This window comes from Escherichia sp. WS1152, from assembly GCF_046487665.1.
Lineage (GTDB): Bacteria > Pseudomonadota > Gammaproteobacteria > Enterobacterales > Enterobacteriaceae > Escherichia > Escherichia coli.
The window spans coordinates 77587-101812 of sequence record NZ_JBJQJA010000008.1 but is presented as its reverse complement, the minus strand read 5'-3'; the positions used below and the strand labels follow the sequence as shown (position 1 = coordinate 101812).

Annotated in this window: 19 protein-coding genes; 13 read left to right on the top strand and 6 right to left on the bottom strand. The window is 51.4% G+C overall.

Annotated elements, in window-relative coordinates; translation table 11 throughout:
• Positions 1 to 101: 101 nt before the first annotated feature.
• On the top strand, positions 102 to 1010 hold the full coding sequence (gene mak / locus ACJHW7_RS14570) for a fructokinase (protein WP_001219315.1): 909 nt from the start codon (positions 102 to 104) through the stop codon (positions 1008 to 1010).
• Between the two features lie 142 nt (positions 1011 to 1152).
• On the opposite strand, the gene araJ is transcribed toward mak, so the two are convergent.
• From araJ to sbcD, 3 genes are all read right to left on the bottom strand, one after another.
• Positions 1153 to 2337, bottom strand: a complete 1185-nt coding sequence (gene araJ / locus ACJHW7_RS14565; protein WP_032154063.1) for an MFS transporter AraJ — start codon at positions 2335 to 2337, stop codon at positions 1153 to 1155.
• 125 nt (positions 2338 to 2462) lie between these two features.
• A complete protein-coding gene (gene sbcC / locus ACJHW7_RS14560; protein ID WP_021556555.1) occupies positions 2463 to 5606 on the bottom strand; it encodes an exonuclease subunit SbcC in 3144 nt (1047 codons plus the stop codon).
• Positions 5603 to 6805, bottom strand: coding sequence for an exonuclease subunit SbcD (gene sbcD, locus ACJHW7_RS14555; RefSeq protein ID WP_001221320.1), 1203 nt, complete (start codon positions 6803 to 6805; stop codon positions 5603 to 5605). The genes sbcC and sbcD overlap by 4 nt, the downstream gene beginning before the upstream one ends.
• A gap of 189 nt (positions 6806 to 6994) precedes the next feature.
• On the opposite strand from sbcD, the gene phoB reads away from it, so the two are divergent.
• The 6 genes from phoB (at position 6995) to ACJHW7_RS14525 (ending at position 15758) form a co-directional block, all read left to right on the top strand.
• Positions 6995 to 7684 carry a phosphate response regulator transcription factor PhoB gene (gene phoB, locus ACJHW7_RS14550; RefSeq protein WP_000113933.1) on the top strand — a complete coding sequence of 230 codons (690 nt, stop codon included), beginning with the start codon at positions 6995 to 6997 and terminating at the stop codon, positions 7682 to 7684.
• Between the two features lie 57 nt (positions 7685 to 7741).
• Entirely contained in the window at positions 7742 to 9037 is a 1296-nt protein-coding gene (gene phoR, locus ACJHW7_RS14545; RefSeq protein ID WP_021556556.1) for a phosphate regulon sensor histidine kinase PhoR, read from the top strand.
• 406 nt (positions 9038 to 9443) lie between these two features.
• On the top strand, positions 9444 to 10763 hold the full coding sequence (gene brnQ, locus ACJHW7_RS14540) for a branched-chain amino acid transporter carrier protein BrnQ (RefSeq protein ID WP_000149639.1): 1320 nt from the start codon (positions 9444 to 9446) through the stop codon (positions 10761 to 10763).
• Between the two features lie 75 nt (positions 10764 to 10838).
• Complete coding sequence (gene proY / locus ACJHW7_RS14535; RefSeq protein ID WP_001295329.1) at positions 10839 to 12212, top strand: proline-specific permease ProY; 1374 nt, start codon at positions 10839 to 10841, stop codon at positions 12210 to 12212.
• 155 nt (positions 12213 to 12367) lie between these two features.
• Positions 12368 to 14185: a maltodextrin glucosidase gene (gene malZ, locus ACJHW7_RS14530; protein WP_410233564.1), complete on the top strand. Its 1818-nt coding sequence runs from the start codon at positions 12368 to 12370 to the stop codon at positions 14183 to 14185.
• Between the two features lie 187 nt (positions 14186 to 14372).
• Positions 14373 to 15758 (top strand): hypothetical protein, encoded by a 1386-nt coding sequence (locus tag ACJHW7_RS14525; RefSeq protein ID WP_072847825.1) that lies wholly within the window; start codon positions 14373 to 14375, stop codon positions 15756 to 15758.
• 20 nt (positions 15759 to 15778) lie between these two features.
• Here ACJHW7_RS14525 and acpH read toward each other — a convergent pair whose 3' ends face one another.
• Entirely contained in the window at positions 15779 to 16360 is a 582-nt protein-coding gene (gene acpH / locus ACJHW7_RS14520; RefSeq protein ID WP_001009882.1) for an ACP phosphodiesterase, read from the bottom strand.
• 92 nt (positions 16361 to 16452) lie between these two features.
• Here acpH and queA point away from each other — a divergent pair, with 92 nt between their 5' ends.
• The 6 genes from queA (at position 16453) to yajD (ending at position 22393) form a co-directional block, all read left to right on the top strand.
• Complete coding sequence (queA, locus tag ACJHW7_RS14515; protein WP_001266503.1) at positions 16453 to 17523, top strand: tRNA preQ1(34) S-adenosylmethionine ribosyltransferase-isomerase QueA; 1071 nt, start codon at positions 16453 to 16455, stop codon at positions 17521 to 17523.
• Positions 17524 to 17577: 54 nt separating this feature from the next.
• Positions 17578 to 18705: a tRNA guanosine(34) transglycosylase Tgt gene (gene tgt, locus ACJHW7_RS14510; protein ID WP_000667319.1), complete on the top strand. Its 1128-nt coding sequence runs from the start codon at positions 17578 to 17580 to the stop codon at positions 18703 to 18705.
• A gap of 22 nt (positions 18706 to 18727) precedes the next feature.
• Positions 18728 to 19060 carry a preprotein translocase subunit YajC gene (gene yajC, locus ACJHW7_RS14505; RefSeq protein ID WP_000007629.1) on the top strand — a complete coding sequence of 111 codons (333 nt, stop codon included), beginning with the start codon at positions 18728 to 18730 and terminating at the stop codon, positions 19058 to 19060.
• A gap of 27 nt (positions 19061 to 19087) precedes the next feature.
• Entirely contained in the window at positions 19088 to 20935 is a 1848-nt protein-coding gene (gene secD, locus ACJHW7_RS14500) for a protein translocase subunit SecD (RefSeq protein ID WP_000934822.1), read from the top strand.
• 10 nt (positions 20936 to 20945) lie between these two features.
• A complete protein-coding gene (secF, locus tag ACJHW7_RS14495; RefSeq protein WP_000046637.1) occupies positions 20946 to 21917 on the top strand; it encodes a protein translocase subunit SecF in 972 nt (323 codons plus the stop codon).
• A gap of 128 nt (positions 21918 to 22045) precedes the next feature.
• Entirely contained in the window at positions 22046 to 22393 is a 348-nt protein-coding gene (yajD, locus tag ACJHW7_RS14490) for an HNH nuclease YajD (protein WP_000974813.1), read from the top strand.
• A 37-nt stretch (positions 22394 to 22430) separates the two neighbouring features.
• Here the strand turns inward: yajD and tsx are convergent, their stop codons facing one another.
• Both tsx and ACJHW7_RS14480 read right to left on the bottom strand, forming a co-directional pair.
• The gene (gene tsx, locus ACJHW7_RS14485) at positions 22431 to 23315 is read right to left on the bottom strand and encodes a nucleoside-specific channel-forming protein Tsx (protein ID WP_001295328.1); all 885 of its coding nucleotides are present in this window, start codon (positions 23313 to 23315) and stop codon (positions 22431 to 22433) included.
• Positions 23316 to 23613: 298 nt separating this feature from the next.
• Entirely contained in the window at positions 23614 to 24153 is a 540-nt protein-coding gene (locus ACJHW7_RS14480) for a DUF3251 domain-containing protein (RefSeq protein WP_001362411.1), read from the bottom strand.
• Positions 24154 to 24226 lie beyond the last annotated feature (73 nt).

Genomic DNA, 24226 nt, shown 5'->3' with positions numbered 1-24226 from the left:
TAAATTTAGCGGGCATGATAACGAATTGTCGGCGGCCTTGCATTGCCAATCCGGTTGTCCGTCTCTACGCTATTGATATTGAAAAAAATAAGGAGAGTACCGTGCGTATAGGTATCGATTTAGGCGGCACCAAAACTGAAGTGATTGCACTGGGCGATGCAGGGGAGCAGTTGTACCGCCATCGTCTGCCCACGCCGCGTGATGATTACCGGCAGACTATTGAAACGATCGCCACGTTGGTTGATATGGCGGAGCAGGCGACGGGGCAGCGCGGAACGGTAGGTATGGGCATTCCTGGCTCAATTTCTCCTTACACCGGTGTGGTGAAGAATGCCAATTCAACCTGGCTCAACGGTCAGCCATTCGATAAAGACTTAAGCGCGAGGTTGCAGCGGGAAGTGCGGCTGGCAAATGACGCCAACTGTCTGGCGGTTTCAGAAGCGGTAGATGGCGCGGCAGCGGGAGCGCAGACGGTATTTGCCGTGATTATCGGCACGGGATGCGGCGCGGGCGTGGCATTCAATGGGCGGGCGCATATCGGCGGCAATGGCACGGCAGGTGAGTGGGGACACAATCCGCTACCGTGGATGGACGAAGACGAACTGCGTTATCGCGAGGAAGTCCCTTGTTATTGCGGTAAACAAGGTTGTATTGAAACCTTTATTTCGGGCACGGGATTCGCGACGGATTATCGTCGTTTGAGCGGACATGCGCTGAAAGGCAGTGAAATTATCCGCCTGGTTGAAGAAAGCGATCCGGTAGCGGAACTGGCATTGCGTCGCTACGAGCTGCGGCTGGCAAAATCGCTGGCACATGTCGTGAATATTCTCGATCCGGATGTGATTGTCCTGGGAGGCGGGATGAGCAATGTAGACCGTTTATATCAAACGGTTCCGCAGTTGATTAAACAATTTGTCTTCGGCGGCGAATGTGAAACGCCGGTGCGTAAGGCGAAGCATGGTGATTCCAGCGGCGTGCGCGGCGCTGCGTGGTTATGGCCACAAGAGTAAAAAACCCAGGCAATTGGCGCATCATGCCTGATGCGACGCTTGCCGCGTCTTATCAGGCCTACAAAATGTGCCAGAACCGCGTAGGGCGGATAAGGCGTTCACGCCGCATCCGGCAATAAGCAACGTGCTCCGTGACTGCAATCTACCCCAGAGGTTTCGCCAGCACCGGAGTATCCGCCGCTTGCTGGCGCTTATAGCGACCATACAGCAGCAATGACGACATAGCAGCAAACGAAAGCAGGGCGGCAGGCAGCGCCACGTAATTATATGTCAGCCCCAGCGTCAGCATCATACCACCGCAATATGCGCCGACGGCGCTACCGAGGTTAAAGGCTATTTGCCCACCTGCAGCACCTAATAACTCTCCGCCTTTGGCGTTTTGCAGTAACAATATTTGTAGAGGTGCTGAAAGGGCAAATAATCCCGCGCAACAAATAAAAGCAAAAATAAGCGACGTTATTTTCATGCCGCCGCAGAAAAAGAGCATCAGCAGTGCCAGTACAATTATAAAGTCAGTCACTGCCGCAATGCGCAGTGGTGAATAACGTCCTGAAATCCTGCCACTTAGCATATTCCCCAGCACCATCCCTAGCCCAACTAACATCATAATAAAGGTCATCGCCGTTTCCGAAAAACCGGAAATAAACATCATGTATGGCTTTACGTAGCTGAACCAGGCAAACACACCTGCGTTGCCAAACATGGTGGCGGCGAAAATTAACCACGGGGCCGGGCTGCGCAAAAAGTGAAATTGTTCGCGCAGCTTTCCTTTCGCCTCGTCGCGAATATCCGGCACCCAAAAATAGACCGATGCCATCACCGCAATATTAAAAACAGCGATCAATAAAAAGGTGTAACGCCAGCTAAATTCCTGACTTAAATACGTTCCCAGCGGAATGCCCAGCAAATTGGCGACTGTCATCCCGGAAACCATCCCCGCCACGGCGGCGGTGACTTTTCCGGGTTTGATAATTTTTGATAACACGATCGCTCCGACGCCAAAAAATGCGCCATGCGGAAAGCCGGAAACCAGGCGACCAATGGCAAGCATCAGGTAAGACGAAGAGAGCGTGAACATGGCGTTGCCAATGACGCACAACGCCACCAGAAACAACAAGATATGTTTGAGTGAGTAGCGGCTGGAAAAGAGTGCGATTATTGGCGCACCGACCACCACCCCCAGCGCATAATACGAGATCATATGCCCGGCAGCAGGAATCGAAATTCCTACGTTATGCGCCAGCTCCGTGAGCACGCCCATAATGCCAAATTCGGCCATCCCCAAACCAAACGTGCCCAGAGCCAAAGATAAAATGACTTTTTTCATACCACCATCACAACCACCAGAACGGCTACCAATCACCGTAGCCAATAAAGTGATAGCTTGCAGGATAACGACCAGCAAGGCCAAGAGATAATTCGCCCCTCTGTATTCATTATCCTGCTGAATAGTTATTTCACTGCAAACGTACTTTCCAGTTTGCTGTAGCCCAGTCCATTGATCTTTTTCACTTTGATCTGCACCGGAATACGCTCTTTCATCGCTTCTACGTGGCTAATCACACCGATGGTTTTGCCACTGGCGTTCAGGGCATCCAGCGCATCAAGGGCGGTATCCAGCGTTTCGCTATCCAGCGTGCCAAAACCTTCATCAAGGAACAGCGAGTCAATACGTGTTTTATGGCTGACCAGATCTGAAAGCGCCAGTGCCAGCGCCAGACTGACGAGGAAACTTTCGCCGCCGGAAAGGGTACGGGTATCGCGTACCGCATCTGCCTGCCAGGTATCAACAACCTCGACTTCCAGCGCCTCGCTGGCTTTGCGCTGTAACAGATAGCGCCCGTGCAGCCGGGTAAGTTGCTGATTAGCGAGATGGACTAAATTATCCAGCGTCAGCCCCTGGGCAAATTTGCGGAATTTATCGCCCTCTTTGGAACCTATTAGCGAATTCAGATATCCCCAGTCCTCAACCTGCTGCGTCATTTGAGCAATTTGCTGCATTAAGGTTTGTTGTTGCTGACGGTTATCTGCATCCTGCTTCAGCTGCTGGCGAATCTCGCCTTGACTCGTGGTGTTCTCACGCAATTTTTGGTGAGTTTGCGCTAACTCTTGCTGAATCTGCTCCACCGTCACAGTGAGAGCCAACCCGCCAGGTCGGTGTTGCTGATGCTGTGCCAGCGTTTCTGCTGTCTGAGTGACCAGCGTTTGCGCCTGACGGCGCTGGTTTTCCAGATTCTGCTTGAGCTGTTCCAGCTGCGTTAGTGTTTGTTCATCCACTAGCGCCGCAAGGAACGCCTGCTGATCGTCAAAGACGCTGGCCTGTAGCGCGGTGTCAAACTGCGCCTGGGCTTTTTGCAGACTTTGCGCCGCCAGAACATCCTGTTGCTGTAACGTCTGCTGCTGGCTGTGTAATGCGAGACATTGTTCATGTACCTGCCGCCAGTTTTCCAATACCACAGTTTCTTCGCAGTGCGGGAGTTCATCACTTTGCGGCAACGTTTCCAGAATCGGCGTCAGCTGCTGAATACGGTTTTGCAGCGCGGTTAATTCGTTCTGGTGTTGCTGCCAGCTCTGCGCTTCTTGCTGACGTGTCGCCAACCAGCTCTCTTCTTCATCTTCCTGTGGCACTGTCAGTGCATAACCCGCCAATGCCGTTAAGAGCTGCTGCTGGCGTTGTTCAATTTGCTGTTGATACTGGATAATTTGCTGATTATGCGCGGCAATCTGCCCTTGTAATTCATGTCGTTGGCTGAGTAACCGCAGCTGGCGTTCGTGCTCATCTTGTGCATCCAGCCACGGTTGAATATCGTCCTGTGGCTGCAACGTGATATTGAGGCTGGCCGTGACGGCTTGCCATTGTTGAGTAAGTGCTTGCTCATCTTGTCGGAGGCTTTGCGCTTCGTTTTCATCGCGCTGAAGCTGCTTTGTTAAGGCGTCCAGTTGCCCACGTAGCGTCGCACCTTCTTCACCGAGCTTTTTAACTTCGTTTTCCAGCGCCAGTAATCGAGACTGATTAACACCAGGCTCCAGCGCCTGATACGCCTCGACCGCCGGGTGGCTGGTGGAACCACAAAGTGGGCAAGGCTGACCCGCCTGTAACTGTGCACGTTGAGCTTCCAGCGTTTTGATGCGCGCTTCCTGCTCGCAAATGGTTTTGACATCGGCAAGTTGCTGCGTCTTTTCTTTATAACGCTGGCGCATTTCGTTAAGTGCAGCATTACGTTGCGTCTGTTCCAGAGTGACATTCTGGATAGTGACCATTAACTGCGCCAGACGTTTTTGTTGGGGAACAATCTGCCCATGCAGCGCGACCAGGCGCTGACGCAGCGTGCGTTGCTCGGCATGTTGCGCCAGGGCGCTAGCAACTTCACCGGCGGTTAACGTCAACGTGATCGCCGCAAGCGTATTAAGTTTTTGCTCAGCATGGGTTAACTGTTGCTGCCATTGCCGCAGATGCTCGCGATCGCTGGTTTGTTGGGAGAACTGCGCACGCCAACCCGCCAGTTCGTTGTTCCACTGACGGAAGCGGTCGTGTTCCTGTAACCAGGTATTCAGGCTTTGTTGCTGCTGCTGTAATTCTGCTGACTGCTTCGCCGCGTGGTGGCGAATGCTCGCGCGAAGCGCCATTGTGCTCTGTAAGCGAGTATTTACTTCTTCAATCTGCTGGCGAGTATGCGCCAGCGCCGCGCTGTGTTCTGCGATGCGTTCCCAGTGCGGACGAAGATTTCGTGCCGGTTGTGCCAGACTGAGCGCCGCCAGTTGAGGTTGCGCTTTTTCTTCTTCGGCTAACGCCTGTTGCAAGGCCTGCTGACGGCGGCTGGCTTCTTGCTGCAATTCGTCCAGACGCGTTAACCAGTTTAGTGATTGTTGTTCTTGCTGCTGCGCGGTAAGTAACTGTTTTTCTTCGTCAGTAAGTACCTGCAAACTCGCTGTCAGCGATTGCACTTGTTCCGGCGTGAGCAACGCGACGCCGCTGGCCTGCGCTTGCAGCTTCTCCAGCTCAGTGCGGGCCGATTTGTGCTGCTCAAAAACCATCGCCGAGATTTGCCCGTAGATTTCAGTGCCGGTTAACTCCTCGAGCAATTCCGCGCGTTCTTTGGGTTTGGCATTCAGGAAGGCAGCAAATTGCCCCTGCGAAAGCAGCATCGAACGGGTGAAGCGCCCGTAATCCAGTCCGGTTAACGTCGCCGTCAGTTCCAGCTTATCTTTCACTTTGTCGGCGAGAATTTTGCCGTCGGCGCAGCGCGCCAGCTCTACGCGTGGCACCTGCAAATTACCGTCCGGCTGGTTACGCGCCCGATTCTGGCTCCAGAACGCGCGATACGCTTCACCTTTCACTTCAAACTCCACCTCCGCCAGACATTCGGCGGTATCGCGGGTCATGAGATCATTTTGCGATTGTGAAACGTTAGAGAGGCGTGGAGTTTCGTGATACAGCGCCAGACAAATGGCGTCCAGCAGGGTGGTTTTCCCCGCACCGGTTGGGCCGGTAATGGCAAACAGCCCGTTGCTGGCGAACGGCTCGCGGGTGAAATCAATCTTCCATTCGCCTTTTAATGAGTTCAGGTTTTTCAGGCGCAGGCTGAGAATTTTCATGCTTCGTGTTCTCCGGCGAGGGTATGCAACGTCGTGGTGAAAAGATGCTGCAGACGTTGCTGCTGCGATTCCTCCAGTTCTTCCAGTGCCAGACGGCGATTGAACACCTCTTCGACGCTGAGTTCGCTGAGGGTTTCACGCTGTTGGCTGGCTAACACACGCTCGCGCTGTTCACGACTCCGGCGTACCAGCAATACTTCAACAGGCAATGATTCGGTTAATGCCTGGATTTTGCGCTGAATATCATGCAGATACTCATCAGTAGTGATTTCGATATCCAGCCAGACAGGCGGCTCCTGTGATACATCGCGCCACTGTTCCAGCTGTGCGGTAATCGACGCCAGATCGCCTTTCAGAACCGCCATGGGTTGCGTTACCGGTACGTTCAGGTTTTCCACGCTCTCTAATTTGCCGTTTGAAAATGTCACCAGATGGACATATTTACTCTTTCCGCATTCATCAAAACTCAGTGGAATGGGGGAGCCGCAATAGCGAACATGTTCCATGCCGCCAATAATCTGTGCGCGGTGAATATGCCCGAGCGCGATGTAGTCGGCTGGTGGAAAGTTTTGTGCCGGAAACGCGTCCAGCGTGCCAATATAAATGTCACGCACGGCGTCACTTTTACTGGCCCCCACGGTCGTTAAATGTCCCGTGGCGATGATGGGCAGAGGCTGATCGCCGCGCAGTTTGCAGGCATCGGCATAGTGTTGTTGGTAATAATCGGTAATCGCTGCCAGTAAATGCTGCTGTTTTTCAATACCGTTAAGCCCCGCCTGGCTGGTAATAATGTCACGCGGACGTAAAAACGGAATGGGGCACAGCACGGCGCCTGGCGTCCCGTCGCGACGAGGCAAGATTTGCGGCGCATGTCCGGCGCTGGCGACCACGGTCGTATTGAGGAACGCCATGATATCGCGCGATTCATTCAGCGTGGCGACCGAGTCATGGTTTCCTGCCAGTACCACCAGATGACAGCCAGTTTGCTGTAAATTGACAACAAAACGGTTGTATAACGTGCGGGCGTAACTGGGCGGCGAGCCGGTATCGAAAACATCACCAGCAACAATAATCGCATCCACCTGATGGGTTTGTGCTGTCTCCAGCAGCCAGTCAAGAAAAGCCTGATGTTCAGCTTCGCGGCTTTTACTGTAGAAGTTCTGGCCGAGATGCCAGTCTGAGGTGTGAAGGATGCGCATAACGGTTCCCTGGCGAAAAAGCATGGGCGCGATTATACCCAAACAGATGTGCCATTTGCTTTTTTCTGCGCCACGGAAATCAATAACCTGAAGATATGTGCGACGAGCTTTTCATAAATCTGTCATAAATCTGACGCATAATGACGTCGCATTAATGATCGCAACCTATTTATTACAACAGGGCAAATCATGGCGAGACGTATTCTGGTCGTAGAAGATGAAGCTCCAATTCGCGAAATGGTCTGCTTCGTGCTCGAACAAAATGGCTTTCAGCCGGTCGAAGCGGAAGATTATGACAGTGCTGTGAATCAACTGAATGAACCCTGGCCGGATTTAATTCTCCTTGACTGGATGTTACCTGGCGGCTCCGGTATCCAGTTCATCAAACACCTCAAGCGCGAGTCGATGACCCGGGATATTCCAGTGGTGATGTTGACCGCCAGAGGGGAAGAAGAAGATCGCGTGCGCGGCCTTGAAACCGGCGCGGATGACTATATCACCAAGCCGTTTTCGCCGAAGGAGCTGGTGGCGCGAATCAAAGCGGTAATGCGCCGTATTTCGCCAATGGCGGTGGAAGAGGTGATTGAGATGCAGGGATTAAGTCTCGACCCGACATCTCACCGGGTGATGGCGGGCGAAGAGCCGCTGGAGATGGGGCCGACAGAATTTAAACTGCTGCACTTTTTTATGACGCATCCTGAGCGCGTGTACAGCCGCGAGCAGCTGTTAAACCACGTCTGGGGAACTAACGTGTATGTGGAAGACCGCACGGTCGATGTCCACATTCGTCGCCTGCGTAAAGCACTGGAGCCCGGCGGGCATGACCGCATGGTGCAGACCGTGCGCGGTACAGGATATCGTTTTTCAACCCGCTTTTAACGCCTTGCTCATCGGACGCAGAGCAGGGCTTATGATTTCTTAACTGGAGTATCTTACGTGCTGGAACGGCTGTCGTGGAAAAGGCTGGTGCTGGAGCTGCTACTTTGCTGCCTCCCGGCTTTCATCCTGGGTGCATTTTTTGGTTACCTGCCCTGGTTTTTGCTGGCATCGGTAACGGGACTGCTTATCTGGCATTTCTGGAATTTATTGCGCCTTTCATGGTGGCTGTGGGTGGATCGTAGTATGACCCCGCCACCGGGGCGTGGTAGCTGGGAACCGCTACTATACGGCTTACACCAGATGCAGCTGCGAAATAAAAAACGCCGCCGCGAGCTGGGTAATCTGATTAAACGCTTTCGTAGCGGCGCGGAGTCGCTGCCCGACGCGGTGGTGCTGACCACGGAAGAAGGCGGTATTTTCTGGTGCAACGGTCTGGCGCAACAGATTCTTGGTTTGCGCTGGCCGGAAGATAACGGGCAGAACATCCTTAACCTGCTGCGTTACCCGGAGTTTACGCAATATCTGAAAACGCGTGATTTTTCTCGCCCGCTCAATCTGGTGCTCAACACCGGGCGGCATCTGGAAATTCGCGTCATGCCTTATACCCACAAACAGTTGCTGATGGTGGCGCGTGATGTCACGCAAATGCATCAACTGGAAGGGGCGCGGCGCAACTTTTTCGCCAACGTAAGCCATGAGTTACGCACGCCATTGACCGTGTTACAGGGTTACCTGGAGATGATGGATGAGCAGCCGCTGGAAGGCGCGGTACGCGAAAAAGCGTTGCACACCATGCGCGAGCAGACCCAGCGGATGGAAGGGTTGGTGAAGCAATTGCTGACGCTGTCGAAAATAGAAGCCGCACCGACGCATTTGCTCAATGAAAAGGTTGATGTGCCGATGATGCTGCGCGTTGTTGAGCGTGAGGCTCAGACTCTGAGTCAGAAAAAACAGATATTTACCTTTGAGATAGATAACGGCCTCAAGGTGTCTGGCAACGAAGATCAGCTACGCAGTGCGATTTCGAACCTAGTCTATAACGCCGTGAATCATACTCCAGAAGGCACGCATATCACCGTACGCTGGCAGCGAGTGCCGCACGGTGCCGAATTTAGCGTTGAAGATAACGGACCGGGCATTGCACCGGAGCATATTCCGCGCCTGACCGAGCGTTTTTATCGCGTTGATAAAGCGCGTTCCCGGCAAACCGGCGGTAGCGGATTAGGGTTAGCGATCGTGAAACATGCGGTGAATCATCACGAAAGTCGCCTGAATATTGAGAGTACAGTAGGAAAAGGAACACGTTTCAGTTTTGTTATCCCGGAACGTTTAATTGCCAAAAACAGCGATTAATCCGCCTTTGTCATCTTTTATTGCCATAAGCCAGCCGATGCTGGCTTATTTTCTTTGCAGTCAAAATACGGGCGTTAGATTTTACAACGGTTGGTGATTTTTTGTTCGCATGATTAGCCATGTCTTTTTCACGGAAATAGTGTTTTATACTGGTTGGTGATTTCTTATCGCTATATACCTCTGGTTTTTAGATCCCTCCTTGCTTTAAAACGTTATAAGCGTTTAAATTGCGCTTCAGGTGCTGTCATACTGACTGCATTAACGCGGTAAATCGAAAAACTATTCTTCGCCGCGCCTGGTTGGGAGTATTTCCCGCTAAAATTGTTTAAATATACCGCTGTATCATCCCCAGGGATTGGCACAAAAATTTAACGTTACAACACCACATCCACAGGCAGTATGATTTATGACCCATCAATTAAGATCGCGCGATATCATCGCTCTGGGCTTTATGACATTTGCGTTGTTCGTCGGCGCAGGTAACATTATTTTTCCTCCAATGGTCGGCTTACAGGCAGGCGAACACGTCTGGACTGCGGCATTCGGCTTCCTTATTACTGCCGTTGGTCTGCCGGTATTAACGGTAGTGGCGCTGGCAAAAGTTGGCGGCGGTGTTGACAGCCTCAGCACGCCAATCGGTAAAGTCGCTGGCGTACTGCTGGCAACGGTTTGTTACCTGGCGGTGGGGCCGCTTTTCGCTACGCCGCGTACAGCTACCGTTTCCTTTGAAGTGGGGATTGCGCCGCTGACGGGTGATTCCGCGCTGCCGCTGTTTATCTACAGCCTGGTCTATTTCGCTATCGTTATTCTGGTTTCGCTCTATCCGGGCAAGCTGCTGGATACCGTGGGCAACTTCCTTGCGCCGCTGAAAATTATCGCGCTGGTCATCCTGTCTGTTGCCGCGATTGTCTGGCCGGCGGGTTCTATCAGCACGGCGACTGAGGCTTATCAAAACGCTGCGTTTTCTAACGGCTTCGTTAACGGCTATCTGACCATGGATACGCTGGGCGCAATGGTGTTTGGTATCGTTATTGTTAACGCGGCGCGTTCTCGTGGCGTTACCGAAGCGCGTCTGCTGACCCGTTATACCGTCTGGGCTGGCCTGATGGCGGGTGTTGGTCTGACTCTGCTGTACCTGGCGCTGTTCCGTCTGGGTTCAGACAGCGCGTCGCTGGTCGATCAGTCTGCAAACGGCGCTGCTATTCTGCATGCTTACGTTCAGCACACCTTTGGCGGCGGCGGTAGCTTCCTGCTGGCGGCGTTAATCTTCATCGCCTGCCTGGTAACGGCAGTTGGCCTGACCTGTGCTTGTGCAGAATTCTTTGCCCAGTACGTACCGCTCTCTTATCGTACGCTGGTGTTTATCCTCGGCGGCTTCTCGATGGTGGTTTCTAACCTCGGCTTAAGCCAGCTGATCCAGATCTCCGTACCGGTGCTGACCGCTATTTATCCGCCGTGTATCGCACTGGTTGTATTAAGTTTTACACGCTCATGGTGGCATAATTCGTCCCGCGTGATTGCTCCGCCGATGTTTATCAGCCTGCTTTTTGGTATTCTCGACGGGATCAAAGCATCTGCATTCAGCGATATCTTACCGTCCTGGGCGCAGCGTTTACCGCTGGCCGAACAAGGTCTGGCGTGGTTAATGCCAACAGTGGTGATGGTGGTTCTGGCCATTATCTGGGATCGCGCGGCAGGTCGTCAGGTGACCTCCAGCGCTCACTAAATCACTGAACATTTGTTTTAACCACGGGGCTGCGATGCCCCGTGGTTTTTTATTGTGTTGATGGGTTAGGAATTGATGGAAAGTAAGAACAAGCTAAAGCGTGGGCTAAGTACCCGCCACATACGCTTTATGGCACTGGGTTCAGCAATTGGCACCGGGCTGTTTTACGGTTCGGCAGACGCCATCAAAATGGCCGGTCCGAGCGTGTTGTTGGCCTATATTATCGGTGGTATCGCGGCGTATATCATTATGCGTGCGCTGGGGGAAATGTCGGTACATAACCCGGCCGCCAGCTCTTTCTCGCGTTATGCGCAGGAAAACCTCGGCCCGCTGGCAGGTTACATTACCGGCTGGACCTACTGCTTTGAAATCCTTATTGTCGCCATCGCCGATGTGACCGCTTTTGGTATCTATATGGGTGTCTGGTTCCCGACGGTGCCGCACTGGATTTGGGTACTGAGCGTGGTGCTGATCATTTGCGCCGTAAACCTGATGAGCGTGAAGGTATTCGGTGAGCTGGAATTCTGGTTCTCGTTCTTTAAAGTCGCCACCATCATCATCATGATTGTCGCCGGTTTCGGCATCATCATCTGGGGGATTGGCAACGGCGGGCAACCGACCGGTATTCATAACCTGTGGAGCAACGGCGGCTTCTTCAGTAACGGCTGGCTTGGCATGGTAATGTCGTTGCAAATGGTGATGTTTGCTTACGGTGGGATCGAAATTATCGGGATTACCGCCGGTGAAGCGAAAGATCCTGAGAAATCTATTCCGCGTGCGATTAACTCCGTGCCGATGCGTATTCTGGTGTTCTATGTTGGTACACTGTTCGTCATTATGTCTATCTACCCGTGGAATCAGGTTGGCACTGCCGGTAGCCCGTTCGTGCTGACGTTCCAGCATATGGGCATTACCTTTGCCGCCAGCATTCTTAACTTTGTTGTGCTGACTGCTTCGCTGTCGGCAATTAACAGTGACGTATTTGGCGTAGGCCGTATGCTCCACGGTATGGCAGAGCAGGGCAGCGCACCGAAAATTTTCAGCAAAACGTCGCGTCGCGGTATTCCGTGGGTTACGGTGCTGGTGATGACTACCGCGCTGCTGTTTGCGGTGTATCTGAACTACATCATGCCGGAAAACGTCTTCCTGGTGATCGCTTCGCTGGCAACCTTCGCCACGGTATGGGTGTGGATTATGATCCTGCTGTCGCAAATCGCCTTCCGTCGCCGTTTGCCGCCAGAAGAAGTTAAGGCGCTGAAATTTAAAGTGCCGGGTGGGGTAGCAACGACCATCGGCGGGCTGATTTTCCTGCTCTTTATTATCGGGTTGATTGGTTATCACCCGGATACGCGTATCTCGCTGTATGTCGGTTTCGCGTGGATTGTTGTGCTGTTGATTGGCTGGATGTTTAAACGCCGCCACGATCGTCAGCTGGCTGAAAACCAGTAATACTTGCGTTCTGTAAGCCGGTTCAGGAGGAAATCCTGATCCGGCTATTCCGAAAGTTATCCGCCCCCGTCCTCCTCCCCCAAATATCCTTCAGATGATGAGTGATCCTGCATTAGGCTATGGCAAGGTGATCAGATTTTCATCACAGGGGAATTATGATGTTAAATGCATGGCACCTGCCGGTGCCCCCATTTGTTAAACAAAGCAAAGATCAACTGCTCATTACACTGTGGCTGACGGGCGAAGACCCACCGCAGCGCATTATGCTGCGTACAGAACACGATAACGAAGAAATGTCAGTACCGATGCATAAGCAGCGCAGTCAGCCGCAGCCAGGCGTCACGGCATGGCGGGCGGCGATCGATCTCTCCAGCGGACAACCCCGGCGGCGTTATAGTTTCAAATTGCTTTGGCACGATCGCCAGCGTTGGTTTACACCGCAAGGCTTCAGCCGAATGCCGCCGGCACGACTGGAGCAGTTTGCCATCGATGTACCGGATATCGGTTCACAATGGGCTGCGGATCAGATTTTTTATCAGATCTTCCCTGATCGTTTCGCCCGTAGTCTTCCTCGTGAAGCTGAACAGGATCATGTCTATTACCATCACGCAGCCGGACAAGAGATCATATTGCGTGACTGGGATAAACCGGTCACGGCGCAGGCGGGCGGATCAACGTTCTATGGCGGCGATCTGGACGGGATAAGCGAAAAACTGCCGTATCTGAAAAAACTTGGCGTGACGGCGTTGTATCTCAATCCGGTGTTTAAAGCTCCCAGCGTACATAAATACGATACCGAGGATTATCGCCATGTCGATCCGCAGTTTGGCGGTGATGGGGCGTTGCTGCGTTTGCGACACAATACGCAGCAGCTGGGAATGCGGCTGGTGCTGGACGGCGTGTTTAACCACAGTGGCGATTCCCATGCCTGGTTTGACAGGCATAATCGTGGCACGGGGGGGGCTTGTCACAACCCCGAATCGCCCTGGCGCGACTGGTACTCGTTTAGTGATGATGGCACGGCGCTCGACTGGCTGGGCTATGCCAGCTTGCCGAAGCTGGATTATCAGTCGGAAAGTCTGGTGAATGAAATTTATCGTGGGGAAGACAGTATCGTCCGCCACTGGCTGAAAGCGCCGTGGAATATGGACGGCTGGCGGCTGGATGTGGTGCATATGCTGGGGGAAGCGGGTGGGGCGCGCAATAATTTGCAGCACGTAGCCGGGATCACCGAAGCGGCGAAAGAAACCCAGCCGGAAGCGTATATAGTTGGAGAGCATTTTGGCGATGCACGGCAATGGTTACAGGCCGATGTGGAAGATGCCGCCATGAACTATCGCGGCTTCACATTCCCGTTGTGGGGATTTCTTGCCAATACCGACATCTCTTACGATCCGCAGCAAATTGACGCTCAAACCTGTATGGCCTGGATGGATAATTACCGCGCAGGGCTTTCTCATCAACAGCAATTACGTATGTTTAATCAGCTCGACAGCCACGATACTGCGCGATTTAAAACGCTGCTCGGTCGGGAGGTTGCGCGCCTGCCCCTGGCGGTGGTCTGGCTGTTCACCTGGCCTGGTGTACCGTGCATTTATTACGGTGATGAAGTGGGACTGGAGGGTAAAAACGATCCGTTTTGCCGTAAACCGTTCCCCTGGCAGGTGGAAAAGCAGGATACGGCGTTATTCGCGCTGTACCAGCGAATGATTGTGCTGCGTAAGAAAAGTCAGGCGCTGCGTCGTGGCGGCTGTCAGGTACTGTATGCGGAAGATAACGTGGTGGTATTTGTCCGCGTGCTAAATCAGCAGCGTGTACTGGTGGCAATCAACCGTGGCGAGGCCTGTGAAGTGGTGCTCCCCGCGTCACCGTTTCTTAATGTCGTGCAATGGCAACGCAAAGAAGGCCATGGGCAACTGACAGACGGGATTCTGGCTTTGCCTGCCATTTCGGCTACGGTGTGGATGAACTAAAGCATCTGTTTTATTTGTTACGTCGTTAGTCACCAGCCCTGACACTACGCAGCGCAAAAAAGCTGCTCAATGTCAGGGCTGAATTTGTTAAATATTTGTCCCGATCGATATGAGCGATTTTTGGTATTGTTTGCCCATGATGTTATGTACAACATGCTCCAGGATAACCCTGTAGTGGAGCAAAGATATGACAATTTCAAATTCGAATTTATTAAAACCGTTTATTACTGGTTCTAAGTTGCCACCTTTTAAGGAGGATGTCTTTTCTAAAACAGAAGAACAATTTAAAAAAAGCACCCATGGCAAATCGCTTTTCATTTGCGGAAATGAAAACTTAGTAAACATTTCAGCGGAAAAAATCGATGAAATAAAAAATAGCAAAAATTTCTTTTCAAAAGTTGTAAATATAATAATTTTACTCATTAAGTATCCTGATAAAATTCTGCCCATTCTTCATGGTTGTCCTGCAGAGTCCATCGAACTCATTAAGAATGCGAAACGAACGGGGCAATGGTCATATGAGATGACTGATAAGAACGGGCAGAATATTGAAGTGTCCTATATTTTCACTGATACCATAGATAATAAATCTGATGGAAAATTATGCTTAAAAATCTGTAACTCCTGCAACCAAAATGATTCTAGTACACATGAATATAAAATAGATCATCAACAGTTGAAAAATCACATAAGGCAACTTGAGGAGTGGGCCCTTCTTGAAAAGTTTTATGATAACAACGCTTATTATTCTAAACGTACAAAACAATTAGAGAAGAAAATTGCCAAAGCGGGGTTTATAACAGGGAAGGTTAATGCCGAGAAGTTTAATGTAAAAGAGTTTAAAGACGATATAACCTCGATGCTTTGTGAACAGCCGCCCCTGCGTACACACCAGATTTCTTCATCCGGATACGTATCTGCAGATAAACTGCCCAAACTCTATGAGTTAAATTTGAAAGACGCGCAGAGAGATCTGGCTAACACTCCGGTTGATATCAATGGTGTTAGTTTAGAATTAAAAACCCGGAGGCATCTAGCTGATATTATTCATGTAAAATGCATGCGAGAAAAAAATTATACCACTGATCAGGGATTTGAACTACCAGAGGAAGTAATCCATGCCCTGCTCCTGGATTACAGCGATGAGCAACAAATCATATTAAGACCCTTTTTCCAAAGTGCTCACATGGATTGTTTGTTTGATGCTTTTTGTCAGGAGTTGCATAATATTTCTCGTGATGGCAGTCCGCGGTATGCAGATTTAATAGAGCAAATAGGATCCAACTCTGAGAAATTACAAGATTTTGATCAACAATTGTTCTGGCGCACGTTTACAGGAGGGGTCCTCCATCGACATATCTCTGTGAAGAGCGAGCCAGAAAAGACAGATGTATGGCGATTCAGTAGCCAATTTGATTTTCCACATATAAATGAAAACGGAAAGTTGTCCAGAACGGTACTCATGTTCGAGGGGGTTGCTGAAAGCAACTTTAAAGATATCGCCAATCATTCCAGCGAATGTTTTTCTTACCGTTGTTATGCCGCCCCGCTGGATGCGAATGCTAAAAAATAGTGACGCCGGAGTTTGAAGTTTCAGAGCGCCTTGCGTGACGCCTGCGCCATCATCCGTGGATAAAACTGCCAGAAGCGGGTTTCGAGGGCGGCATAATGGGCGTCTAAATCGTACCAGGAGTCACGCAGGGCATCCAGACGTGGGCGACGGCTTGCCATGCCGTTTAACACGTTCTGGATGAAATCCATATCGCGATAGCGCACCAGCCACTGCTCTGACCATAAGTAGTTGTTCAGGTTGATAAAGCGTGGCGGTGAGTCCGGCAAAATTGTCATCACTTGCTCGCGGGCATAACAAACAAATTCCTGTAGCGGAAAGTCCGGCGACAGCTGCGACCAGTGACGGGAAAGAAAGTGATCCCACATGACATCCAGCGTAATAGGCGCAACGCGGCGAGTTTCACTACGAAACCACTCCCGTGCTTCGCGGACTTCCGGCAGATTGTCAGTCAATACGTCGATACGTCGATGCATATGAATGCCAGCCACGACGTCGGGCGGAAAACTTTCTTCAGGATTTCCGCGTACGAAATCAGCCAGCAAATTGCCGGAAAGCGAGCTTTCCGCGAGATGGGCTAAATGCAGGTGAGCTAAAAAATTCATCGATTATATTCTATCCAAAGGGGGGTAAAGGTTGCAGGGAGAGCGCCCCGGCACTAGACTACCCGCCTCTTATTTTAGTCTGAGTCAGTGTCATGCGCGTTACCGATTTCTCCTTTGAATTGCCCGAATCCCTGATTGCCCACTATCCGATGCCTGAACGCAGTAGCTGTCGTTTACTGTCGCTGGACGGGCCGACGGGCGCGCTGACGCACGGTACTTTCACCGATTTACTCGATAAGCTCAACCCCGGCGATCTTCTGGTTTTTAATAATACCCGGGTGATCCCGGCGCGCCTGTTTGGGCGTAAAGCCAGCGGCGGCAAGATTGAAGTGCTGGTTGAACGGATGCTCGACGACAAACGCATTCTTGCGCATATTCGCGCCTCGAAAGCGCCAAAACCTGGCGCAGAACTGCTGCTGGGCGATGACGAAAGTATTAACGCAACAATGACCGCGCGCCACGGCGCACTGTTTGAAGTCGAATTTAATGATGAGCGTTCGGTGCTGGATATTCTCAACAGCATCGGCCATATGCCGCTGCCGCCGTATATCGACCGTCCGGACGAAGACGCTGACCGCGAACTTTATCAAACCGTTTATAGCGAAAAACCGGGCGCGGTTGCAGCCCCGACCGCTGGTCTGCATTTTGACGAACCTTTGCTGGAAAAATTACGCGCCAAAGGCGTGGAGATGGCGTTCGTCACCCTGCACGTTGGTGCGGGCACCTTCCAGCCGGTACGCGTCGACACCATTGAAGATCACATCATGCACTCGGAATACGCTGAAGTACCGCAGGATGTGGTAGACGCGGTACTGGCGGCGAAAGCGCGCGGTAACCGGGTGATTGCGGTTGGCACCACCTCAGTACGTTCGCTGGAAAGCGCGGCTCAGGCGGCGAAAAACGATCTCATCGAACCGTTCTTTGACGATACCCAAATCTTTATCTATCCGGGCTTCCAGTACAAAGTGGTCGATGCGCTGGTGACAAACTTCCACCTTCCGGAATCGACGCTGATTATGCTGGTTTCGGCCTTTGCCGGTTATCAACACACCATGAATGCCTATAAAGCGGCGGTAGAAGAGAAATATCGCTTTTTTAGTTACGGTGATGCGATGTTTATCACGTACAATCCGCAGGCAATTAATGAGCGCGTCGGGGAGTAATTCCGCGGCGCTGGTTTAAACGTTGGACTGTTTTTCTGACGTAGTGGAGAAAAAATGAAATTTGAACTGGACACCACCGACGGTCGCGCACGCCGTGGCCGCCTGGTCTTTGATCGTGGCGTAGTGGAAACGCCTTGTTTTATGCCTGTTGGCACCTACGGTACCGTAAAAGGGATGACGCCGGAAGAAGTTGAAGCCACTGGCGCGCAAATTATCCTCGGCAACACCTTCCACCTGTGGCTGCGCCCGGGCCAGGAAATCATGAAACTGCACGGCGATCTGCACGATTTTATGCAGTGGAAGGGACCGATCCTCACCGACTCCGGCGGCTTCCAGGTCTTCAGCCTTGGCGATATTCGTAAAATCACCGAACAGGGCGTGCACTTCCGTAACCCGATCAACGGCGACCCGATTTTCCTCGACCCGGAAAAGTCGATGGAGATTCAGTACGATCTTGGTTCGGATATCGTCATGATCTTTGATGAGTGTACGCCGTATCCTGCTGACTGGGATTACGCAAAACGCTCCATGGAGATGTCTCTGCGTTGGGCGAAGCGTAGCCGTGAGCGTTTTGACAGTCTCGGAAACAAAAATGCGCTGTTTGGTATCATTCAGGGCAGCGTTTACGAAGATTTACGTGATATTTCTGTTAAAGGTCTGGTAGATATCGGTTTTGATGGCTACGCTGTCGGCGGTCTGGCTGTGGGTGAGCCGAAAGCAGATATGCACCGCATTCTGGAGCATGTATGCCCGCAAATTCCGGCAGACAAACCGCGTTACCTGATGGGCGTTGGTAAACCAGAAGACCTGGTTGAAGGCGTACGTCGTGGTATCGATATGTTTGACTGCGTAATGCCAACCCGCAACGCCCGAAATGGTCATTTGTTCGTGACCGATGGCGTGGTGAAAATCCGCAATGCGAAGTATAAGAGCGATACTGGCCCACTCGATCCTGAGTGTGATTGCTACACCTGTCGCAATTATTCACGCGCTTACTTGCATCATCTCGACCGTTGCAACGAAATATTAGGCGCGCGACTCAATACCATTCATAACCTTCGTTACTACCAGCGTTTGATGGCGGGTTTACGCAAGGCTATTGAAGAGGGTAAATTAGAGAGCTTCGTAACTGATTTTTACCAGCGTCAGGGGCGAGAAGTACCACCTTTGAACGTTGATTAATATTAATAATGAGGGAAATTTAATGAGCTTTTTTATTTCTGATGCGGTAGCGGCAACGGGTGCACCGGCGCAAGGTAGCCCGATGTCTTTGATTTTGATGCTGGTGGTATTCGGTCTGATTTTCTATTTCATGATCCTGCGTCCACAGCAGAAGCGCACCAAAGAACACAAAAAGCTGATGGACTCCATTGCCAAAGGTGATGAAGTTCTGACGAACGGGGGCCTGGTTGGTCGCGTAACCAAAGTAGCGGAAAACGGCTACATTGCTATCGCGCTGAATGACACCACTGAAGTAGTTATTAAACGTGACTTCGTAGCTGCCGTCCTGCCGAAAGGCACCATGAAGGCGCTGTAATTAAAATTTTTCCCTAAGGGAATTGCCGTGTTAAACCGTTATCCTTTGTGGAAGTACGTCATGCTGATCGTGGTGATTGTCATCGGTCTGCTGTATGCGCTTCCCAACCTGTTTGGTGAGGATCCGGCTGTTCAGATCACTGGTGCGCGCGGAGTCGCCGCCAGTGAGCAAACGCTGATCCAGGTCCAGAAAACGTTACAAGAAGAAAAAATAACTGCTAAGTCTGTGGCACTGGAAGAGGGCGCTATTCTTGCGCGCTTCGACTCCACTGACACCCAGCTGCGCGCTCGTGAAGCATTAATGGGCGTTATGGGTGACAAATACGTCGTGGCGCTTAACCTTGCCCCGGCAACGCCGCGCTGGCTGGCAGCTATTCACGCTGAGCCGATGAAGCTCGGCCTTGACCTGCGTGGCGGCGTTCACTTCCTGATGGAAGTGGATATGGACACCGCGCTTGGCAAACTCCAGGAACAAAATATCGATAGCCTGCGCAGCGACCTGCGCGAAAAAGGCATCCCGTATACCACCGTTCGTAAAGAAAACAACTACGGCCTGAGCATCACTTTCCGCGATGCTAAAGCTCGTGATGAAGCCATTGCGTATCTGAGCAAGCGCCATCCGGACCTGGTGATTAGTAGCCAGGGCAGCAATCAGCTGCGTGCGGTAATGAGCGATGCTCGTCTGAGTGAAGCGCGTGAATATGCGGTGCAGCAGAACATCAATATCCTGCGTAACCGTGTAAACCAACTTGGCGTGGCGGAGCCGGTGGTTCAGCGTCAGGGTGCTGACCGTATCGTTGTTGAACTGCCAGGTATTCAGGACACTGCGCGTGCGAAAGAGATTCTGGGTGCGACGGCAACGCTGGAATTCCGTCTGGTAAACACCAACGTTGATCAGGCCGCTGCGGCATCCGGTCGCGTACCGGGCGACTCTGAAGTGAAACAGACCCGCGAAGGTCAGCCGGTTGTGCTGTACAAACGCGTAATTCTTACCGGTGACCATATCACCGACTCCACTTCCAGCCAGGACGAATACAACCAGCCGCAGGTTAACATCTCGCTCGATAGCGCTGGTGGCAACATTATGTCTAACTTCACCAAGGACAACATCGGCAAACCGATGGCAACCCTGTTTGTGGAGTACAAAGACAGCGGTAAGAAAGATGCAAATGGTCGTGCGGTTCTGGTGAAACAGGAAGAGGTGATTAACATCGCCAACATCCAGTCTCGTCTGGGTAACAGCTTCCGTATCACCGGCATCAACAACCCGAACGAAGCCCGTCAGCTGTCACTGCTGCTGCGTGCCGGTGCGTTGATCGCGCCGATTCAGATTGTTGAAGAACGTACAATTGGCCCGACCCTGGGTATGCAGAACATTGAGCAGGGGCTGGAGGCTTGCCTTGCCGGTCTGCTGGTTTCTATTCTGTTCATGATCATCTTCTATAAGAAGTTTGGTCTGATTGCGACCAGTGCTCTGATTGCCAACTTGATCTTGATCGTCGGTATTATGTCACTGTTGCCAGGCGCAACACTGAGTATGCCAGGTATCGCGGGTATCGTCTTAACCCTTGCGGTAGCGGTCGATGCGAACGTACTGATCAACGAACGTATTAAAGAAGAGTTGAGCAACGGACGTACTGTTCAACAGGCAATTGATGAAGGTTATCGTGGCGCATTCAGTTCTATCTTCGATGCGAACATCACCACGCTGATTAAAGTCATCATCCTGTACGCAGTGGGTACCGGGGCAATTAAAGGGTTCGCGATTACTACCGGTATCGGTGTGGCGACGTCGATGTTTACCGCGATTGTCGGTACGCGTGCCATCGTAAACCTGCTATATGGCGGCAAGCGCGTCAAGAAGCTGTCAATCTGAGGAGTGCGATGTGGCACAGGAATATACTGTTGAACAACTAAACCACGGCCGTAAAGTCTATGACTTTATGCGCTGGGACTACTGGGCTTTTGGCATCTCTGGTCTGCTGTTAATCGCTGCTATCGTTATTATGGGCGTGCGCGGCTTTAACTGGGGGCTGGATTTCACCGGTGGTACGGTTATCGAAATTACGCTCGAAAAACCGGCTGAAATTGACGTAATGCGTGATGCATTGCAAAAAGCCGGTTTTGAAGAGCCGATGCTGCAAAACTTTGGTAGCAGCCACGACATCATGGTCCGTATGCCGCCTGCTGAAGGCGAAACCGGCGGTCAGGTGCTGGGCAGCCAGGTTCTGAAGGTGATTAACGAATCCACCAATCAGAATGCAGCAGTGAAGCGTATTGAGTTCGTCGGTCCGAGCGTGGGGGCAGACCTTGCGCAAACCGGTGCGATGGCGTTGATGGCAGCGCTGCTGTCTATCCTCGTGTACGTAGGTTTCCGCTTTGAGTGGCGACTGGCGGCAGGGGTGGTTATTGCGCTGGCGCACGACGTTATCATTACGCTGGGTATTTTGTCGTTATTCCATATCGAGATTGACCTGACCATTGTGGCATCGTTGATGTCGGTTATCGGTTACTCGCTTAACGACAGTATCGTGGTATCGGACCGAATTCGTGAAAACTTCCGCAAGATCCGTCGCGGTACGCCTTACGAAATCTTTAACGTGTCCTTGACCCAGACGCTGCACCGTACCTTGATCACATCCGGTACTACCTTGATGGTTATCCTGATGCTGTATCTCTTCGGTGGTCCGGTACTGGAAGGCTTCTCGCTGACCATGCTTATCGGTGTTTCCATCGGTACTGCATCTTCCATCTATGTGGCATCTGCGTTGGCTCTGAAACTGGGTATGAAGCGCGAACACATGTTGCAGCAGAAAGTGGAAAAAGAAGGGGCGGATCAGCCGTCAATTCTGCCGTAATCAAGTTCCCGTTGATGTTGAAAATCCCGGTCAGAAGATCGGGATTTTTTTTGATGTATGGAGATTGCGAAAATCCCCGCATCTTGGGAAACTGCGCGTAACCCTACATTTCATCCAGGTAACTTTTCATGGCTATCATCCCAAAAAACTATGCGCGGTTAGAAAGCGGCTATCGCGAAAAAGCATTAAAAATCTATCCGTGGGTCTGCGGTCGCTGTTCCCGCGAGTTTGTCTATTCCAACCTGCGTGAACTTACTGTTCACCACATTGATCACGACCATACCAATAACCCGGAAGATGGCAGTAACTGGGAATTGCTTTGTCTCTATTGCCACGATCATGAGCATTCGAAATATACCGAAGCGGATCAGTATGGTACGACCGTTATCGCAGGGGAAGATGCGCAGAAAGATGTCGGTGAAGCGAAGTACAACCCATTCGCTGACCTGAAAGCGATGATGAACAAGAAGAAGTGATTAAAAATGCCGGATATGAAATCCGGCATTCTCACAATTAGAAGTTGTAACCTACTACCAGGTAACCACCCCAGCCGGTAGAGCGAACGTTGAAGTTGCCGTTGCCGAAGTTCAGTTCTGCATCGTCGTTCCACTGACCACCGTCGTGCCAGTAACGAGCTACGACAGAGTAGTGCCAGTGATCGTAGTTCAGAGCCAGAATATGGCTGGAAGCGATAGAGTTATTAGTACGGGTCTTAATACCGTTGATTGCGTTACCGCTGTCATCCCCTAAATCGGAACCCCAGTCGAAGTTGGTAAAGCCGATGTAGCTCAGCTGACCGCCCCACAGATCGGTAATCGGCACAAAGTATTTAATTTTGAAACGGTAACCGTCCCACTCGTTTTCGTTCGCTGCGCCATAGTTCTGCCACTGGTATTTCGCATAGACGTTCATGGACAGGCTCATCGGCAGGCCAGTGTCGATATCGGTACCCAGACCCATGTACCAGGTGCTCTGGCGACCATCTTTATTACGACCCATGTCGTAAATGTAGTTGTTCGCGAAGTACCACTCTTTGAACGGACCGAAGCTAAGGTCAGTATTGGTCAGCTTGTCGATGGAGAAACGTGGTTCGATTTCCATAAACAGCGGAGAACCGTGGTTCCAGATACCTTTTGCATCGGAGTTACCGCCGAAGAATACCGGCGCATCCGCATAACCATAGAAGTCGAACCAGTCTTTTTTAGCGAATGCTTCGTACTCAAGGTAGGTATCGTTGCGGATCTGCGGTCCGAAACGGGTGTGATAGCTTCCGACAACGTTAACGCTCTGGTGCCACCAGTCGGAAAGATACTGCGGTTTGTCGTTTTCAGCTGCGTTGACAGTAAAAGACGAAGAGAGCGCCAGTACCGCACCGGCTGCCAGTAATGTTTTTTTCATATGTATGCCACTGTTTGAAAATCCCTTGCGGGAGTGAAAAAGGCGCAAATTGCGTTTCTAAATATTTCGTATACAGAGGAGCCTATTATAAAAATCATTGCTCACAAAAATATGTTTCGTTTCACAGTTCTATCATTTACGTAATCGATTGCGTTCACGTTTACACACATTCGGGCAGGGATTGTACTGACTTTCACCCTTGTTGCAAACTTTTACTATCAATCTGGGTGATGTAAGCGGAGTAACAAAATGACGGGGAAAGATGTTGCGGGACGCACAAAATTGCCCCGCAATACGTTTACTGCATAACAGGTTGAATGTCGTGGATACGTACAAAGTCTAACTGATCCACAGAAATCCCCTTTAACTGTAACGGAATATCAACATCGCTGGGGGCGAGGACGCTGGCAGGGGCATTAATCAATTGATTCTGCACATTGATTTCCTGAAAGTTGTCTATTGTTCCCTGAATTTGCCCATATTCAACAGTTCCGCTGAATGCGGGCAAGGGATCATTCGACTCGCCCTGAATACGTAGCGTCAGGGTGGTGCCATCTGTATCAGGCGTAATATTCACCAGCGACATACGTAAAGTACCGATCTGGCTTTCCAGTCTTGCCGGTGTTTTCGCTCCAGGCAGAAGGTAAACCCCACTGCTGGATTTTGCATTCAGCCTGTTTTGCTGAGTGATTTTGACTGTTTCTTGATTGAGTTGCGTCATCTCCTGGTTCAGCGTGCTGACGCTGTGTTTCATCTGTCGCACTTCGCTTTGCTGCACACAGGCGCTAAGGCTGAACAGGCTTCCCAGCAGGAGCAGTCGAAAAACGTTAGTATTCATAGGTCGTCCCTTTCTCGTCGCAATTAGCCTAATGGTAGAGGGTAAAAGCAGCGAAAGCATCGATCCTTTATCT

Bases quoted from the DNA above. Each gene is read 5' to 3' on its own strand.
- araJ (WP_032154063.1), bottom strand. From the start codon at position 2,337: ATGAAAAAAGTCATTTTATCTTTGGCTCTGGGCACGTTTGGTTTGGGG.
- sbcC (WP_021556555.1), bottom strand. From the start codon at position 5,606: ATGAAAATTCTCAGCCTGCGCCTGAAAAACCTGAACTCATTAAAAGGC.
- sbcD (WP_001221320.1), bottom strand. From the start codon at position 6,805: ATGCGCATCCTTCACACCTCAGACTGGCATCTCGGCCAGAACTTCTAC.
- phoB (WP_000113933.1), top strand. From the start codon at position 6,995: ATGGCGAGACGTATTCTGGTCGTAGAAGATGAAGCTCCAATTCGCGAA.
- brnQ (WP_000149639.1), top strand. From the start codon at position 9,444: ATGACCCATCAATTAAGATCGCGCGATATCATCGCTCTGGGCTTTATG.
- proY (WP_001295329.1), top strand. From the start codon at position 10,839: ATGGAAAGTAAGAACAAGCTAAAGCGTGGGCTAAGTACCCGCCACATA.
- malZ (WP_410233564.1), top strand. From the start codon at position 12,368: ATGATGTTAAATGCATGGCACCTGCCGGTGCCCCCATTTGTTAAACAA.
- ACJHW7_RS14525 (WP_072847825.1), top strand. From the start codon at position 14,373: ATGACAATTTCAAATTCGAATTTATTAAAACCGTTTATTACTGGTTCT.
- acpH (WP_001009882.1), bottom strand. From the start codon at position 16,360: ATGAATTTTTTAGCTCACCTGCATTTAGCCCATCTCGCGGAAAGCTCG.
- queA (WP_001266503.1), top strand. From the start codon at position 16,453: ATGCGCGTTACCGATTTCTCCTTTGAATTGCCCGAATCCCTGATTGCC.
- tgt (WP_000667319.1), top strand. From the start codon at position 17,578: ATGAAATTTGAACTGGACACCACCGACGGTCGCGCACGCCGTGGCCGC.
- yajC (WP_000007629.1), top strand. From the start codon at position 18,728: ATGAGCTTTTTTATTTCTGATGCGGTAGCGGCAACGGGTGCACCGGCG.
- yajD (WP_000974813.1), top strand. From the start codon at position 22,046: ATGGCTATCATCCCAAAAAACTATGCGCGGTTAGAAAGCGGCTATCGC.
- tsx (WP_001295328.1), bottom strand. From the start codon at position 23,315: ATGAAAAAAACATTACTGGCAGCCGGTGCGGTACTGGCGCTCTCTTCG.
- ACJHW7_RS14480 (WP_001362411.1), bottom strand. From the start codon at position 24,153: ATGAATACTAACGTTTTTCGACTGCTCCTGCTGGGAAGCCTGTTCAGC.